Source organism: Bacillus sp. FSL L8-0152, assembly GCF_038006365.1.
In the GTDB taxonomy this organism is placed as follows: Bacteria; Bacillota; Bacilli; order Bacillales; family Bacillaceae_G; genus Bacillus_A; species Bacillus_A cereus.
On sequence record NZ_JBBOVB010000001.1, the window covers coordinates 4,263,759 to 4,281,659 of the forward strand.

Here is a 17,901-nt window from a genome sequence, read left to right on the forward strand (position 1 = left end):
AAAAGGATGACACAATGTCATCCTTTTCTACTTATTATTCACATAACCTTTTCATATTACAATATTTTTTGTAAAAATTGTTGCGCACGTTCACTTTTCGGCGCTGCAAAAAATTCTTCTGGCGCACTATCTTCTACAAGCTTTCCTCCGTCCAAGAAAAGAACACGATCTGCCACTTCTTTTGCAAAGCCCATTTCATGTGTAACAATAGCCATCGTCATTCCTGTCGTAACTAACGATTTCATAACTTCTAACACTTCTTTCACCATCTCTGGATCTAGCGCCGATGTCGGTTCATCAAATAACATAACTTCCGGTTCCATCGCTAACGCTCTTGCAATTGCTACACGTTGCTTTTGTCCTCCCGACAAACGATTCGGATACGTATTTTTTTTATCTACTAATCCAACCTTTTCTAAAAGTTTCTCAGCTTTCTTTTCAGCTTCTTGCTTCGTTACCCCTTTTACATTGATAGGGGCATACGTAATATTTTCTAATACAGTCATATGAGGAAATAAGTGAAAATGCTGAAATACCATACCGACATTTTCACGAACATGCATAACATTCGTTTTCGGATTCGTTACTTCTTCCGTTCCAATCCAAATGTGACCATCCGTTGGTGCTTCTAACATATTCATACAACGTAAAAATGTTGATTTTCCTGATCCAGAAGGTCCTATAATTGCAACTACTTCCCCTTTTTCAATCGTTGTTGTAATTCCTTTTAATACTTCGTTTTTACCAAATGATTTATGAAGGTTTTCAATTTTAATCACTTTTCTTCATTCTCCCTTCAATTGCCTTCCCGACTAATGTAAGAATAATGACTAACATATAATAAATCAGTCCAACAAAAAGTAATGGTTCAAGATATTTAAATGTCTCACCGCCTACAATGTAAGCACGACGCATTAAATCAGTCGCGCCTATTACTGTTACTACAGCTGATTCTTTCGTAAGTGTCGCAAATTCGTTCACAAGCGCTGGTAATATATTTTTTAATGCTTGAGGGAAAATAATATTTCTCATCATTTTTCCGTATGGTATCCCTAAAGCCATTGCTGCTTCTGTTTGTCCTTTATCAACTGCTTGAATACCAGCACGAATTACTTCTGACATGTATGCACCTGAATTCAAGCTAAATGCAAGTACAGCTGCTAAGAATGCTGGTATTTCATAACCAATTATTTGCGGGACACCGAAATAAATAATCATTAATTGCAATACAAGTGGTGTACCACGAAAAATTGATGTATAAAAATCTGCTGCTATATTTAATGCTCGTATTCTAGCAATTTTACAAAGTGCTAATAACGTTCCTAAAATAAATCCTGCTAAAGCTGATACCGCTACAATTTTCAAAGTAACCTCTAAACCTTTTAGTATATATGGTATCGAAGGCGTAATCGCCGAAAAATCTAAGTTCATTCTTTTCATTCCCCTCACAGAAAAGTGAAAGGCAGCTTATTTTCCGCTGCCAAACCATTTCTTCACTAATTTATCCATTTCTCCATTTTCTTGCATTTTTTTAATTACTTTATTAAATTCAGCTGTTTTATCACTGTTTTTCGGAAGGGCAATTGCTGCTCCAACTTCTTCTGGCGCTTCTTTAATTTCAATTCCTTGTAAATCTTTCATTTTCTCTAAATAATTTTTAGCAACTGTGTCTTCTATAATTGCAGCGTCAAAACGACCAGCTTTAATTTCTTGTACGATTTCTGGTATACGGTCACGTCCCTCAACTTGGAAATCTACTTGTTTTTTAAATTCTGCCGCTTTCTCTTCTTGAATAGATCCTGTTTGTACCCCTACTTTTTTCCCTTTTAAATCCTCTACAGATTTAATGTTAGAATCCTTTTTAGAAACAACCATATTTTTCGCAACAAAATAAATATCTGTAAAATCAACATTATTTTTACGCTCTGCAGTTGGCGTCATGCCTGCCATTACGAAATCAACTTTTCCTGAACTAAGAGATGCTAATAAACCACCAAAATCCATATCTTTCACTTTCACTTCATACCCAAGTTCTTTTCCGATATATTTAGCAACATCAACATCAAAACCAATAATTTCATCACTTTTTGAAGCTTCCACGTATTCATATGGTTTATAATCTGCTGAAGTCCCCATTACGAGTACTTTCTTATTTCCTTTTGTTTCTTTCGATTCCCCATTACTACAAGCGCTGAATATACTTACAATTAAAATAAGTGCAAACGATATTGATACTAACTTCTTCATCTTTCTTCCCCCTAATAATGTATATTTAAAAGTTTAATAGAATATTTATTCGATGTTTGTATTGTATCAGCACTTTTATTTTTATGCAATATATAAAATAAAAATAAATAATAAAACAATATAAATGCTATTTGTTATGTATAAAACAATGCATAAAATAACATAACTATGCATATCTCTGAAATTTTAATAATAAATAAAAAAGGCGGCACATCCACTTGATTGTGGACGTGCCGCCTTTTCTCTTATTTTTTATAGTTCTTCACAATTCTCTTCAAAATATGATTGTAGTTTCGCAATAACTTGCATCGGTTCATGACCTTCAATTTCATGACGCTCTACCATCGTTACAATTTTTCCATCTTTTAATAAAGCAAATGATGGAGAAGAAGGTGGGTACCCTTCGAAATATTCACGCGCTCTTGCTGTCGCTTCTTTATCTTGACCTGCAAACACCGTTACAAGGTGGTTAGGACGTTTATCATAATGTACGGAATGCGCAGCAGCAGGACGAGCAATACCACCTGCACAACCACATACAGAGTTTACCATTACAAGTGTTGTTCCATTTCTTTTAAACGCTTCTTCTACCGCTTCTGGCGTCGTCAATTCTGTATATCCAGCAGAGACAATCTCTTCACGCGCTTGGCGGACAACATCATTCATAAAAAAGTTAAAATTAATCACTCTTTTCCCTCCTCTAAAACTACCTATTTGTATCTTACCAGTTAATGTTTATGAAATACAAGTAAGTTTACTTGTATTTAAGTATAGAAAAGGTGTTAGAGCAATTGCTCTAACACCTTTTCTTTAATGACCACGATGTTTTTGCTTTGCTTTTTGTACTTTAATTAAACGTCTTCTTTCTTTTTCAGCTTCTCGCTTCTCCTTAGACTGCACTTTCTTTTCTTGTTTATGCAATTCATAAGATAAACTAATCGCCTCTTGCGCCTTAGTAAAACGTTTAACATTTGTTTCTTTTGCTGCTTGTCGTATGATACGCTTTATGTTTTTAGGACGCTGTTTTTCTTTAACTTCTACACCACATTTTGCAAAATGCTGAAAATGCTCTAAAAGTGAACTATTCACAAACATAAGCACTTCTTCATCTGACGGTTCCGCTCCAAAAATATACCTTGCTCCATACAATTTCCCTTGTTCTTTACATGTAATGATTCCAACAAAAAATTGGCCATCGTGATATACTGTCAACTCCATTGACAGCCCCTCCTTTAAAAAATTAGAAATACGGGACATCCCGGAGGGGAAGGTTACTGACATGAAATCATGCGTCTGGACTACCAACCAGAGCTGTGTTTTTGTATTTATTTCACTTTTATTATATCTTTTTTTCCATAATCTTCATATATTCAACAATCATTTTTTTATGCGATCCTACAATATAGTCAGGTAGTTCTGTTACTGAAAAGAATTTAAGCTGAACAGCTTCTTCTTTATTCATAACAAAATCCCCTTCGTATTCATCCGTATAATAGGCGGTTGTTACAGATTGAAATTCATCACCATTTGCTAATTTTGTAAAGTAGTTCGCTCCAGAAAATACATTGATTAGTCGCAAGTTCTTCACTTTTATTCCTGTCTCTTCATATACTTCACGATAAGCTGTTTCTTCTGGTGATTCACTAAGCTCCATTAGCCCGCCAGGTAGCCCCCATTTTCCGTACGGCTCTGTCCGCTGCTGCAATAAAACATAACCATTTTCATCTATAACGAGTACAACAGCACCAACTAAAATTAAAGGGCGATGACCAACTATTTTTCGTAATTCTTCTACATATCCCACCGTATCGCCTCCTTTTTCGTTGTCCACACTATTGTATCATATGTACGAAACGACAAAATGCGTATATTTTTCATTTTTTTAACAAAATATTTATTTTATGTGATTCATCTACTGTAGCTAACATAATGGATTCGACTTCTGTACTCTCCTCTAGAAATTCTCTCGCCCACGCTTCTGTTTTTCCTAATAATGCAAGAACATCTTTCTGAATCCTCCCATCCTTTACTAATACAAAAGAAACTGGAGATTTTCTTCCCGCCACTTTAAGATCAAGCCGCGAAACTGCTTCATATTCTGGATACCGAAATATAGAAACGACACCGTTCGCTTCCCATAATGCTAATTTAATCGTTTGAATATCGCTCACATTTCGCATACGAAGTTCCGAAAACAAATATTCCACGGTAATTCTCGCCTTTTTCAAATTGCTAAAATCAATGGAACCATTATGTATAAGAATGATAGGTGCTGGCTCTAAAAAGCGTCTCCATCTATCCCATTTCAGCATTAAAACTGAGCTTATAATATGAAGTACAACGAGTATGAACGTTGTAATCATCGAGCCCAGTAACCCTACTTTTTCATCAGACAATGCGTTAGAAACATTCCCACCAAGCAATAACACTAATACAACATCTAAAAAACGAAGTTGTGCGATAGACCTTTGCCCCATTGCTTTCGCAACTAATATTAAAAATATGTATGCTATAATAGCCCGAATAACCCATTCACTATTAGAAAGATGCCGTGCTCCTTCAAAAATATGCATATGCATATGCATCACTTTGCACTCCTTACCCGTCTCAAACTGCTATCCTGTTTTAGTTTGCAACGTTTATGAGCATATATGTAAAAAAAGCTGGTTCGTTTAAAAACGAACCAGCTTTTTTTACTTAACTGAAAACATATATTTTTTATAAGTTTTCCGTACCGATAGTATGAGCCCCATCATAATCATATTCGAGAATAAGGAACTTCCCCCATACGATAAGAAAGGTAATGCAATACCTTTTACAGGCATTAACCCAACGATCATACCGATGTTTTGGAATATTTGAACTGTTAATATACCGATAGATCCAGCGCATAATAATGTACCAAATAAATTATCAGCGGAATAACCAATAATAATTGTTCGATATAGTAGCAACAGGAACAAGAAGACAACTAACGCTGCTACGATAAATCCACCTTCTTCGGCAATTGTAGCGAAAATAAAGTCAGTATGCTTCTCTGGGATATAGACGCTTCCTCCCCCAAACCCTTTACCTTCCATTCCTCCACTACCTACAGCTAAAATCGATTGTTGCGTTTGATAACCTTGATCTGCATTTTCAAATGGATTTAACCAACCTACAATACGCGACTGTTGGTGAGGTTTTAGTAAAGTAACTAAATTATTATAGAAAAAATCTTGATACTTAAAGAAAATAAATATTAAAGCAGATAATATGGTCAACGGAATAACTGTACATAATGCTATCAATTTCTTTTGAATACCTGACATAAATAAAATACATGCAATAGCAGCAGCATATAAGAACACCATACCTGTATCCGGTTGACTATATACAACCGCCATAGGTGGAAGTGACACTAGCATAATTTTACCTACTAGCTTTAAATCTGTTTGGAATGTCCTTGCCATATACTGTGCATTATGTTTTACTGCTATACTCGCTACTACAAGTAGCAATGCAATTTTGAAAAACTCAGACGGCTGAATTTGTCCAAATACCGGGAAAACAAACCATCTTTTTGCACCTAACTTTTCAGGTGTAAAACCTGATGGTGGTAATACTTTCAAAAGAATAAGTGAAGCAAACCCGGCAATATAAAGCGGCCAAGATAATTTTTGTAACTGATCTAAATCAATGCTTGCAACAAGAAGTAACAATACAACCCCAATTATGTAGTTAACACCTTGTTTCATAGCAAAGTTTGCAGCTCCATACTGTCCCGTTTGCTGACTGCTATATATAGCAGCTATACTCGTCACACATAGTGCACACAAAATTAAAATTAATTTTACATCTAAACTTTTTAGAAACTCGGTACTTCTTTTCATGACATCCTCCTGAAACATTGTTACGGCAAAAATAAAAAACCAGGAGTCAACATTCTTCATGTTTTGACGACTGATTACACATTATCTATAAAACACTTATATAGAATAACTCTCTTTTTCATACAATACAATATATTATACTACAGTTTCATCAGTAAGATTTGCCAAAAAAATTATTCTTTTCTTATTTTATATCCATATACCATATATCAGCAATGTATTTTCGTAAATTCCTAATACATAATCATTTATTGTAAGATTACTGGGAAAGGTATTTATACATATAGTAGGATGTAGATGAAGAAATAAGATAATAAAAAGCTCGCATAAGCGAGCTTTTTATTAATATACAGATGTATTATTTTCTGACATGTTTTCTAAAATTTCTTTAACACGCCCTAAGAACTTACCACAAATTAAACCATCAAGTACGCGGTGATCAAGTGATAAACATAAGTTAACCATGTCACGAGCACCGAACATACCGTTATCCATAATTACTGGGCGTTTTACAATTGATTCAACTTGTAAAATAGCCGCTTGTGGGTAATTAATAATACCCATAGATTGAACAGAACCGAATGATCCTGTGTTATTAATTGTAAATGTTCCACCTTGCATTTCGTCTGCTTTTAACGATTTCGTGCGTACTTTTCCTGCAAGTTCTGTAATTTCACGAGCGATACCTTTAATTGTTTTCTCGTCCGCTTGCTTAATTACTGGTACAAATAGTTCTTCCTCTGTTGCAACAGCGATAGAAAGGTTAATATCTTTCTTCTGAACAATTTTATCGCCAGCCCACATTGAATTAATTTGAGGATACTCTTTTAACGCTTGTGCCACTGCTTTTACGAAGAAAGCAAAGAACGTTAAGTTAAAGCCTTCACGCTTCTTAAAGTCACCTTTAATTGAGTTACGGTATGACACAAGGTTTGTCACATCTACTTCAATCATCATCCAAGCATGTGGTGCTTCGTGTTTACTACGTAACATGTTTGCTGCGATTGCTTTACGCACACCTGTGACTGGAATTTCGATATCTCCAGGCATTGTAGGTACAGAAACTGGTTTCGCAGCTTCTCCTTTTTGCGCTACTGGTGCTGCTTTTGGTGCTTCTGGGCGAGCTTCTACTACCGCCGCTACAGCTTCATCTTTCTTCGCCGCACCTGCTTGCGGAATATTTCCAGATTCCACTAGCTTTAAAATATCTTTACGAGTGATACGGCCGTTTGCTCCCGTACCCTCTACTAGATCTAAATCAACGTTATGCTCACCCGCAAGTTTTAACACAGCTGGTGAAAAACGTGGTTTTCCATCAGTTGGTTGTTTTACTTTCGGTGCTTTTTCAGGCGTAATTGCTGCTGCCTTTGGTTCTTCTTTCGTTTTTTCCTCAACAGCTGTTGCTGCTACTTCGTCTGCGCCTTCTACTTGAATCACACAAACTACTTCACCTACAGCTAACGTATCACCTTCACCAGCGATTAACTCTTTCACAATACCAGTGAAAGAAGATGGTACTTCAGCATTTACTTTATCAGTCATTACTTCTGCAAGCGGATCATACTTGTTTACGTGATCGCCAACATTAACGAGCCATTTACTAATTGTGCCCTCTGTAACGCTCTCCCCGAGCTGAGGCATTGTAATATTTTCTACAGCCATGTATAGTCCCCCCGATTAAAATTCCGCAAGTTCACGCATTGCTTTTTCAACTTTATCTGGATTTACCATAAAGAATTTTTCCATTGTTGGTGCATATGGCATTGCTGGAACGTCTGGACCTGCAAGACGTGCGATTGGCGCATCTAAATCAAATAGACAGTTTTCAGCAATAATTGCTGCCACTTCACTCATAATGCTTCCTTCTTTATTGTCTTCTGTTACAAGAAGAACTTTACCTGTTTTAGAAGCTGCTTCAATGATTGCTTCTTTATCTAATGGATATACAGTACGTAAATCAAGAATGTGTGCAGAGATGCCATCTTGTGCTAACTTTTCAGCTGCTTGAAGAGCAAAATGAACACATAATCCGTACGTGATAACTGTAATATCATCACCTTCACGTTTTACATCTGCTTTTCCGATTGGTAATACGTAGTCATCCTCCGGCACTTCACCTTTAATTAAACGATATGCACGTTTATGTTCGAAGAATAATACTGGATCTTCATCACGAATGGCTGCTTTTAATAAGCCTTTTGCATCATATGGTGTAGAAGGGATAACGATTTTTAAACCTGGTTGGTTTGCAAACATCGCTTCTACAGATTGTGAATGATACAATGCACCGTGAACACCCCCACCAAATGGTGCACGGATTGTAACTGGACAAGTCCAATCATTATTAGAACGATAACGAATTTTTGCTGCCTCAGAAACAATTTGGTTTACTGCTGGCATGATGAAATCAGCAAACTGCATTTCAGCGATTGGACGCATACCATACATTGCTGCACCAATTGCTACCCCAGCAATTGCAGATTCTGCAAGCGGTGCATCAAGCGCACGATCTTCACCAAATTGATCATACAAACCGTGTGTCGCTTTAAACACGCCACCTTTTTTACCAACATCTTCTCCTAAAACGAATACTTTCTCATCGCGTTCCATTTCTTCGCGCATTGCTAATGTAATAGCATCAATATAAGACATTACAGCCATGAAACGTTCCCCCCTATTCTGCGTATACGTGCTTCAATGCATCTTCAGGTGCTGCATACGGAGCATTTTCTGCATATTCTGTTGCTTCATTTACGATATGCATAATTTCGTCTAACATTTGTTTTTCCGATTCCTCAGTTAACACACCAGCTTCTTTTAAATAAGCCGCGAATGTTATAATTGAATCTTTTTTCTTTGCTTCTTCTACTTCTTCTTTATCACGATAAACACGATCATCATCGTCACTAGAATGTGCTGTTAAACGATATGATACTGTTTCAATTAAAGTTGGGCCTTCACCACGACGACCGCGATCTGCTGCTTCTTTTACAGCTTTATATACTGCAAGCGGATCGTTTCCGTCTATTGTATATCCAGGCATACCATAACCAATTGCACGATCTGATACGTTTTTACATGCTAATTGTTTTTCAACCGGAATAGAGATTGCATATTTGTTATTTTCACACATAAAAATAACAGGTAGTTTGTGTACACCAGCAAAGTTTGCCCCTTCATGGAAGTCACCTTGGTTTGAAGAACCTTCTCCAAATGTAACGAACGTTACTAAATCTTTCTTCTCCATTTTTCCAGCTAGTGCAATACCAACTGCATGTGGTACTTGCGTTGTTACTGGAGATGAACCTGTAACAATACGATTTTTCTTTTGACCGAAGTGACCAGGCATTTGACGACCACCAGAGTTTGGATCTCCAGCTTTCGCGAAAGCAGACAACATAAGCTCTTTAGCTGTCATACCAAATGCTAGTACAACACCCATATCACGATAGTATGGTAATGCATAATCTTTCTCTCTATCAAGAGCGAACGCCGCTCCAACTTGTGCAGCCTCTTGTCCTTGACAAGAAATTACGAATGGAATTTTACCAGCGCGGTTTAATAACCACATACGTTCGTCGATTTTACGTGCAAGTAACATCGTACGGAACATTTCTAATACTTGCTCATCACTTAAGCCAAGCTCTTCATGGCGCTTTTCTTTTACTTCTGCCATTTTTCATAACCTCCTAAATCCACATTTTTATGCGTGTAACGCTCTTCCATCTACAGCAAGTGCTGCTTCACCAATCGCCTCAGATAATGATGGATGCGGATGAATTGTATGTGCTACTTCCCAAGGTGTTGCATCAAGTACTCTTGCAAGACCAGCTTCAGAAATCATATCTGTTACATGCGGTCCAATCATATGAACACCAAGAATGTCATTTGTCTCTTCATCAACTACAAGTTTTACGAAACCATCTGATTCTCCGTATACAAGTGCTTTTCCGATTGCGCGGAATGAGAACTTACCTACTTTTAACTTATAGCCTTTTTCTTTCGCTTCTTGTTCTGTTAAACCGACAGAAGCAACTTCTGGACTGCTATATACGCATTTTGATACCATAGAGTAATCAATTGGTGTAACTTCTTTCCCTGCAATATGTTCTACTGCAGCAATTCCTTCATGAGAAGCAACGTGAGCAAGTTGCAGGCCACCGATTACATCTCCAATTGCATAAATATGCGATTCTTTCGTTTGATAAAACTCATTTGTTTGAATGTATCCTTTTTCCACAACGATATCTGTGTTCTCTAAGCCAATATTTTGCGTATTCGCTTGTCTTCCTACAGATACAAGCATTTTTTCTGCTTTAAATTCTTTATTTTCACCGTTGTGTTCAGCTTGGATTGTTACTCCATTATCTTTTACCAATGTTTCTGGTAATACTTTTGCACCAGTTACCACTTTAATACCTTTTTTCTTGAATAGACGTTGCATTTCTTTTGAAACGTCTTGATCTTCTAGTGGTAATATCGTTTTTGCATACTCTAATACTGTAACTTCTACACCGAAGTCAGCAAGCATAGATGCCCACTCAATACCGATTACACCGCCACCAACGATAATAATCGAACTAGGAAGCGTTTCCATTTTTAGGGCATGATCCGAAGACATTACGTATTCTCCATCTAATTCTAAACCTGGTAATGAATTTGGACGAGAACCTGTTGCAACAAGTACATTTTTTGGAATTAACATTTCATTCTCTTCTCCACTTGCAAGTTCAACTGAAATTGTCCCTGGCATAGGAGAGAAAATAGACGGGCCAAGAATACGACCAATACCTTCAAACACATCAATTTTACCTTGTTTCATTAAATGTTGAACGCCTTTATGAAGCTGCGTTACAATCTTCTCTTTACGCTCTTGTACTTTTGCAAAGTTTAGTTCTACATTGCTTGCAATAACTCCGAACTCTTCGCTTTTTTTAGCAGTTGCATATACTTCCGCACTACGTAAAAGAGCTTTACTAGGAATACATCCTTTGTGTAAACAAGTACCACCAAGATTTTCTTTTTCGACTAGTGCTGTTTTTAACCCTAATTGTGATGCACGAATTGCAGCAACATATCCACCAGTACCGCCGCCAACGATGACTAAATCATATTCTTTTGCCATTATCTCAACCCCTAGCTACCGTTTCTTTTTCACGTACAACGTATTCTTTTGGAGCTTCTTCTTCACGTAATACACGAAGTGCTCCTTCTGCTAACGCTTCTAACTCATCTTCGCCTGGATGTACGATAACATCTGCAATCCAGTCCACTCGCTCTTTTATTTCATCGACAAGAATTTTACTGTATGCCAGTCCACCAGTTAATACGATTGCATCGATTTTCCCGTGAAGTACAGCGCTAGCTCCGCCAATCTCTTTTGCAACTTGATATGCCATTGCTTTATAAATAAGAGTTGCTTCAGGATCACCTTTTTCAACCATTTGCTCTACTTTAATCGCATCATTTGTACCGATTAAACTTACAAGTCCACCTTGTCCGACAAGTTTTTTAATCATTTCATCACGGTAATACTCACCAGAGAAACACATTTCTACTAGTTGCCCTACTGGTACTGTACCAGCGCGCTCTGGACTAAATGGTCCTTCTCCGTTTAAACCGTTATTCACATCGATTACTCTTCCTTTTTTATGAGCACCAACTGTAATACCGCCACCCATATGTGTAACTAATAAATTTAAATCCTCGTATTTGTGATTTAACTGTTCAGCTACTTTACGAGCAACTGCTTTTTGATTTAATGCATGGAAGATACTTTTGCGTTCCATACCAGCAATGCCACTTATACGAGCAACCGGCTCCATCTCATCTACAACGACAGGATCTACAATGAATGCAGGAATGTTTAATCCAGAAGCAATTTCATATGCTAAAATGCCTCCAAGGTTTGAAGCGTGATGACCGCTAAAGCCATTTTTCAAATCTTCTAACATCGCATCGTTTACTGTATACGTACCGCCTTCGATTGGACGAAGTAATCCACCACGCCCACAAACAGCGTTTAATTTTGAAATGTTAATACCATGAGAATGTAGAACTTCTAAAATCGTTTCTTTTCGAAACTCATATTGGTCGATAATTCTCTTATATTTTCCAATCTGTTCTACGTCATGACGAATCGTTTCTTCTAGAACGGGTCTTTCATTATCAAAAACACCAATTTTTGTGGATGTACTACCTGGGTTAATAACAAGAATTCGATTTACAGACAATGTTGCTACCTCCACTAATAAATTCAAAAGGAAGTGGAAACCTCATAAGAGGTAACCACACCTTTTGTAAAAGTTATATATGAATGATTAGCGACGGCTAATAATATCGTGACCGTTGCGTAAGTAAGTGCTACGAGAATTCTTCAAGCTTGCAATGCGCTCTTCAGCTAGACGATCTGCCGCTACATAAGTTGCTATGCCATCGCGTTTTGAAATTTCGATTACTTTTGCAATCGTGTCATAAATAGACTCAACACGTTTTAGTGCACGTTCTCTATTGTATCCATATAATTCGTCTGCTACGTTAATTACGCCACCTGCATTAATTACATAATCTGGTGCGTATACAATACCCATTTCATGAATGATGTCACCGTGACGATCTTCTTTTAATTGGTTATTTGCAGAACCTGCGATTACTTTTGCTTTAAGTTGTGGAATAGTTTCATCATTAACTGTTGCGCCTAATGCACATGGTGCGTAAATATCGCATTCCACACCGTAAATTTCATTTGGTTCAACTGCTGATGCACCGAATTCTTCTACAGCACGTTGTACAGCTTCTTTATTAATATCTGTAACGATTAATTTTGCTCCTTCAGCGTGTAAATGTTTGCATAGATAATATGCTACGTTACCAACGCCTTGAACAGCAATTACTTTTCCTTCTAAATTGTCAGTACCGAAAGCTTCTTTTGCAGCTGCTTTCATACCACGATAAACACCGTATGCAGTTACTGGAGATGGGTTACCAGAAGAACCGAATGATGGTGAGATACCTGTTACAAAGTCAGTTTCTTCGTGGATAATATCCATATCATCTACTGTTGTACCAACATCTTCAGCTGTAATGTATCGTCCGTTTAGTCCTTGGATATAACGTCCTAGTGCACGGAACATTGCTTCGCTCTTATCTTTACGAGGATCACCAATAATTACTGTTTTCGCACCACCTAAGTTTAAACCAGCTGCTGCGTTTTTGTATGTCATCCCTTTTGCAAGACGCAATGCATCTTCAATCGCCGCTTCTTCAGAATCATATGTCCACATTCTTGTTCCACCAAGAGCCGGTCCAAGTGTTGTATCATGAATTGCAATAATTGCTTTTAAACCAGATTCTTTATCTTGACAAAATACCACTTGCTCATAATCATATTTTTCTAAGTATTCGAAGATTTCTAATGTCATTGTCGTTTCCCCCTAATGTTTTACCCTTTTTGGTTTATTTTGAAGCAGTCGCAACTGCCAATGCTAATGAATATACTTTTGTTTCTGCTGAATCAGCACGAGATGTTAAAACAATCGGTGCTTTTGCGCCAGCAATCATTGCTCCTACTTTTGCATCCGCAAAGTATACGAGTGATTTATATAGCACATTTCCAGCTTCAATCGTTGGGACGAGTAAAATATCTGCCTTACCTGCTACATCACTTACTATGCCTTTATGCTCTGCTGCAATTTGTGATACTGCATTATCTAAAGCAAGTGGTCCATCAACGATACAATCTTTAATTTGTCCGCGGCGATTCATTTGTGTTAACATCGCTGCATCAATTGTCGCCTGCATCGCTGGATTCACAACTTCTACTGCTGCAATTGGTGCCACTTTTGGCAAGTCGATTCCTATTGCCCGGGCAACTTCTACAGTATTTTGTATAATAGCAGCTTTTTGTGTTACATCAGGTGCGATGTTCATCGCTGCATCTGTAACGAAAATAAGACGATCATAATTTGGAACTTCAAATGCTGCTACATGTGAAAGTACGTTACCTTTACGTAGGCCCCACTCTTTGTTTAACACAGCCTTCAAAATATTCGCTGTTGGGATGTTACCCTTCATAAGCACGTCTGCCTCACCATTTCTCACAGATTTAACAGAAAGTTCTGCAGCCTCTGCATTAGACATTGCTGCAATCACTTCAACATGTTCTGAAGTTTGTAAACCATGTTCTTGTAGCATCCCCATTATTTTTTCTTGATTTCCATATAGACGAAATTGAGCTAGCTGTAATTTAATTGCTTTCGCTACAGCTTCAATTACTTCATGATCTTCAGCTACTGCTACAGCTACAGTTTTTTTAGGCTGTCCCGCTGCTTGATCAATTAAGTATTCTAACTTCATATTTTGTAATCAACCCTTTCCGTCGTCCCTCGTCTATTTATAAAGCAAATACCGTGCCAACTTTTAAAAGTGGTCTTACCAATAATGAAAACGCATTCAAAATGCAGTAAAATCAATACTTTGGAAAATAACAAAAGATTCTGTCTTATTTTGTCGCTTTTTGTATACCATGCAATAAATTGCACGGTACGCAATTTATTGCATGCTATTTTTTGCATGGTCATACTTTTCTAGCTTATAATATAAATTTCGAACGGAAATTCCTAACGCTTTTGCAGTTTGTGTTTTATTCCCATCAAATCTCTCCAAATATTCATGAATAATATTCCCTTCAAACTCTGTTACTAAATGTTCAAGTGGCTTTTCTTCTAATTCAGGTAATAAATGAGATTGCTTTGACTCCACCTGCTCTTCATTATGTAATGGTGGTAAATGTTGTACATCAATATAGATCTCGTTATAATTCATAAAAATAATCGCTCGTCCTAAAATATTTTCAAGTTCTCTCACATTTCCTGGCCATTCGTATGATTGTAAATATAAAATAGCTGAATCAGTGAGCCCTTCTACATTACGACCATAATCTTGATTAATTTTTTGAATCAACCTGTCCGCAATTTTCGGTATATCTCCTTTACGTTGACGAAGAGATGGAATTTGAATTGGAATTTTATTTAATCGATAATATAAATCCTCCCTAAACTTCCCTTCTAGAATAGCCTTTTCTAAATTCACATGTGTCGCTGCAATTACTCGAACATTAATGGGTATCGCTTTCGTCCCACCAACTTTTACAATTTCTTTTTCCTGCAATACACGAAGGAGTTTCGCTTGTGTATTTGCAGATAACTCCCCTATTTCATCTAAAAAAATACTACCGTTATTCGCTTCCTCAAAGAACCCACGTTTCCCGCCTCTTTTCGCTCCAGAAAACGCCCCTTCCTCATAACCAAATAATTCACTTTCTAACAACGTCTCCGAAATAGCCGCACAGTTTACACGGACGAATTTATTGTATTTTCGATTACTTCCATTATGGATTGCATGTGCAAACAATTCTTTACCAGTCCCAGATTCACCGCGTAACAGTACCGTTGCTGGTGTATTCGCTCCTAGCTTCGCCTGTTCGATAGCTGCCGTTGTTTCATCTGAATTTCCGACAATATCATCAAATGAATATTTTGCTTCTAATGTGCGAATAATTTGCCTTGCTCTATTCAATTCATTTGTTAACTTTTGAATTTCCGACACGTCACGGATAACGCCAACGCTTCCTTTCAATATTCCATCCACAATAACTGGCGCTACGTTTACAATTACATCGCGCTTTTTTTGCCCAATCTTCATATGTATTCCGCGCACCGCACGACGCGTTCGAAGTACTTTCATATGCATACTTTCGCCTTCTACAATATCAGTTGTAGCAGGCTTCCCAATAATATCTTCTTCTGTTAGACCCGTTAATTTCGTATATGCCGGGTTAATGACTAAACCTCTTCCTTTTTCATCCACAACCGAAATCGCTTCTTCAGATGAGTTGATAATTGCCTCTAATAGTGTTTGAATTTCTTTTAAGTCTGTAACTTCTTCCGCTAAATCTACAACTTCTGTTATATCTTTAAAAATTGCAAATGCCCCTTGTACCTCTCCGCCTTCTTTTAATATCGGTATACGCGTTGTAATAATTTTCTTTCCATTCTCTAATGTTAGTTCATAATTTACTTCTATTTGTTTCGTACGTATAATGCGAAGTAATTTACTAGTGGGAATGACTTCTAAAATATATTTTCCTATCGCCTCTTCTTTTTTATATCCGATAATACGCTCCGCACTTTTATTAAAAAGACGAACTTGTCCCTCTCGATCAATTACGATCATGCCGTCATGCGTAGAATTTAAAATTAATTCTCCTTGTTGCGTTTGTTCCTCTAACCGCCCAATTAACCCTTCCTTCTCATGCGCTAATCCTGTAACAATTTTTGCAATATCACCTGGTATAAGAAGAGTGTCTTTTTTCTTTTTTTTCAATAAAACTTTATGTACATCATCTTCACCTGTCATATCAAATATTACATCGATATGCATAGAAAGAAATGGAGTTACACTTTCTCCAATTGCAATTCCATATTCCTTAGCAATTTGTAATCCTTTTGCCAACGGATTTATATCAATAATCCCTATAATTTGAAATATATTCGAACTATGTAACAGATTCAGCAGTGCGCTCCCGCCTTCACCTGCACCAACAATTAATACTTTTTGTTTCATATATTACACTTCCTCTCGAAGTAACTCTGCAAATTTTTTCACACCCTTATCTTACTCGTTCAGCACCCTCTTGACAAACCCCCTTTCCGTATAACATCATTAAAATATACGAAATAATCTGAAAAGGAGAGTTATGTATGCAGCGTTACGTTGCTCTACTATTAGCACTCATCCCTATTTCATTAGCTGTGTTTGGTATAAAGTTAATGAGAGATACTGTATTCGGGATTCTATTTCCACCAATCTCTATACTGTGGTTACAATTTTTAATCGGTGCTCTCTGCTTCGGGCTCGGGTTTTATATCTTCGGTGGCTTCGTCTTGCACCGAGACCGTAAACGAAATAAAGTACAGGCTCGCTTTAGAAGATAGGAAGGCCCCACTATTTATAAATAAAAAAATGAGACCGTTACACGCGGTCTCATTTTTTTATTGGCAACAACGTTCTTGCCGTTTCAGGGTAATCAGTAATAATCGCCGATATATTCATATCAAAATATTTACGCATAAGCGTTTCTTCATTAATTGTATAAGGGCGAACCTCTACACCACTTTCCATCGTTAGTTCAGCAATAGCATCTTGAAGGTAACGATAATTCGGATGTACTGCTGTAGCCCCCATTTTTTTCGCGTATGCCCACGGACTATGCAAACCTTCGCGATATAAAATTGCTGTTTGAATATCAGGAGCCATCATATGACACCGTTTCATGCTGTAGTGATTAAACGAAGAAAATATAACACGATCCTCTAAACTAAATTTCCGTACAAGCGTTATAACTTCTTCCTCTAAACCTCTGTATGGAATTTTATTATTTTTAAGTTCAATATTAAGTAGCAAACTCGTTTGTTCAAGCCATTCTAATACCTCTTCTAAAAGTGGTATTTTACAAAACCCTACTTTATCACCAAATTTATAACTTGCATCTAACTTGCATAAATCCTCATATACATAATTCCGAACCGCACCTTTTCCATTTGTTGTTCGGTCCACCGTTTCATCATGAATGACGACAACTTTTCCATCTTTCGTTAATTGAACATCAAGTTCAATTCCATCCGCTCTAAAAGACTCAGCCGCTTCAAATGAAATCATTGTATTTTCTGGGTACGTTCCAGCCGCACCACGATGTGCAAATATAAGAGTCATCCTCACTCCC

The 17,901-nt window shown here is 37.2% G+C and carries 18 protein-coding genes; 1 reads left to right on the top strand and 17 read right to left on the bottom strand.

Going from position 1 to position 17,901, the window contains the following annotated elements; all coding sequences use genetic code 11:
• Positions 1-56: 56 nt before the first annotated feature.
• The 16 genes from MHH27_RS21380 to MHH27_RS21455 all read right to left on the bottom strand — a co-directional run bounded on the left by MHH27_RS21380 (position 57) and on the right by MHH27_RS21455 (position 16,742).
• Positions 57-779, bottom strand: coding sequence for an amino acid ABC transporter ATP-binding protein (locus MHH27_RS21380; protein WP_000590203.1), 723 nt, complete (start codon positions 777-779; stop codon positions 57-59).
• Positions 772-1,431 (bottom strand): amino acid ABC transporter permease, encoded by a 660-nt coding sequence (locus tag MHH27_RS21385; protein ID WP_001046915.1) that lies wholly within the window; start codon positions 1,429-1,431, stop codon positions 772-774. The genes MHH27_RS21380 and MHH27_RS21385 overlap by 8 nt, the downstream gene beginning before the upstream one ends.
• 36 nt (positions 1,432-1,467) lie before the next feature.
• The gene (locus MHH27_RS21390) at positions 1,468-2,247 is read right to left on the bottom strand and encodes a transporter substrate-binding domain-containing protein (protein WP_000737678.1); all 780 of its coding nucleotides are present in this window, start codon (positions 2,245-2,247) and stop codon (positions 1,468-1,470) included.
• Positions 2,248-2,499: 252 nt separating this feature from the next.
• Complete coding sequence (locus MHH27_RS21395) at positions 2,500-2,913, bottom strand: BrxA/BrxB family bacilliredoxin (protein ID WP_001979317.1); 414 nt, start codon at positions 2,911-2,913, stop codon at positions 2,500-2,502.
• A 144-nt stretch (positions 2,914-3,057) separates the two neighbouring features.
• Positions 3,058-3,465: a YjdF family protein gene (locus MHH27_RS21400; RefSeq protein ID WP_000424203.1), complete on the bottom strand. Its 408-nt coding sequence runs from the start codon at positions 3,463-3,465 to the stop codon at positions 3,058-3,060.
• Positions 3,466-3,586: 121 nt separating this feature from the next.
• Complete coding sequence (locus MHH27_RS21405; RefSeq protein WP_065229330.1) at positions 3,587-4,051, bottom strand: NUDIX hydrolase; 465 nt, start codon at positions 4,049-4,051, stop codon at positions 3,587-3,589.
• A gap of 70 nt (positions 4,052-4,121) precedes the next feature.
• Positions 4,122-4,826, bottom strand: a complete 705-nt coding sequence (locus tag MHH27_RS21410; protein WP_340944872.1) for a DUF421 domain-containing protein — start codon at positions 4,824-4,826, stop codon at positions 4,122-4,124.
• Between the two features lie 114 nt (positions 4,827-4,940).
• Entirely contained in the window at positions 4,941-6,119 is a 1,179-nt protein-coding gene (locus tag MHH27_RS21415; RefSeq protein WP_000831181.1) for an FtsW/RodA/SpoVE family cell cycle protein, read from the bottom strand.
• A 342-nt stretch (positions 6,120-6,461) separates the two neighbouring features.
• On the bottom strand, positions 6,462-7,781 hold the full coding sequence (locus MHH27_RS21420; RefSeq protein ID WP_078400969.1) for a dihydrolipoamide acetyltransferase family protein: 1,320 nt from the start codon (positions 7,779-7,781) through the stop codon (positions 6,462-6,464).
• A 15-nt stretch (positions 7,782-7,796) separates the two neighbouring features.
• The gene (gene bfmBAB, locus MHH27_RS21425) at positions 7,797-8,780 is read right to left on the bottom strand and encodes a 3-methyl-2-oxobutanoate dehydrogenase subunit beta (RefSeq protein ID WP_000290071.1); all 984 of its coding nucleotides are present in this window, start codon (positions 8,778-8,780) and stop codon (positions 7,797-7,799) included.
• 13 nt (positions 8,781-8,793) lie between these two features.
• Complete coding sequence (gene bfmBAA, locus MHH27_RS21430; RefSeq protein WP_000852551.1) at positions 8,794-9,795, bottom strand: 3-methyl-2-oxobutanoate dehydrogenase subunit alpha; 1,002 nt, start codon at positions 9,793-9,795, stop codon at positions 8,794-8,796.
• A 27-nt stretch (positions 9,796-9,822) separates the two neighbouring features.
• On the bottom strand, positions 9,823-11,244 hold the full coding sequence (lpdA, locus tag MHH27_RS21435; RefSeq protein ID WP_001051295.1) for a dihydrolipoyl dehydrogenase: 1,422 nt from the start codon (positions 11,242-11,244) through the stop codon (positions 9,823-9,825).
• A 4-nt stretch (positions 11,245-11,248) separates the two neighbouring features.
• Positions 11,249-12,352, bottom strand: a complete 1,104-nt coding sequence (gene buk, locus MHH27_RS21440; RefSeq protein WP_000115781.1) for a butyrate kinase — start codon at positions 12,350-12,352, stop codon at positions 11,249-11,251.
• An 87-nt stretch (positions 12,353-12,439) separates the two neighbouring features.
• A complete protein-coding gene (locus MHH27_RS21445; protein ID WP_340944015.1) occupies positions 12,440-13,540 on the bottom strand; it encodes a leucine dehydrogenase in 1,101 nt (366 codons plus the stop codon).
• A gap of 34 nt (positions 13,541-13,574) precedes the next feature.
• Complete coding sequence (gene yqiS, locus MHH27_RS21450) at positions 13,575-14,474, bottom strand: phosphate butyryltransferase (protein ID WP_340944018.1); 900 nt, start codon at positions 14,472-14,474, stop codon at positions 13,575-13,577.
• A 195-nt stretch (positions 14,475-14,669) separates the two neighbouring features.
• Entirely contained in the window at positions 14,670-16,742 is a 2,073-nt protein-coding gene (locus MHH27_RS21455) for a sigma-54 interaction domain-containing protein (protein WP_090977095.1), read from the bottom strand.
• A gap of 137 nt (positions 16,743-16,879) precedes the next feature.
• On the opposite strand from MHH27_RS21455, the gene MHH27_RS21460 reads away from it, so the two are divergent.
• Positions 16,880-17,113: a DUF2627 domain-containing protein gene (locus MHH27_RS21460; RefSeq protein ID WP_001190211.1), complete on the top strand. Its 234-nt coding sequence runs from the start codon at positions 16,880-16,882 to the stop codon at positions 17,111-17,113.
• 49 nt (positions 17,114-17,162) lie between these two features.
• On the opposite strand, the gene MHH27_RS21465 is transcribed toward MHH27_RS21460, so the two are convergent.
• Positions 17,163-17,891, bottom strand: a complete 729-nt coding sequence (locus MHH27_RS21465) for a glycerophosphodiester phosphodiesterase (protein ID WP_000172580.1) — start codon at positions 17,889-17,891, stop codon at positions 17,163-17,165.
• Positions 17,892-17,901 lie beyond the last annotated feature (10 nt).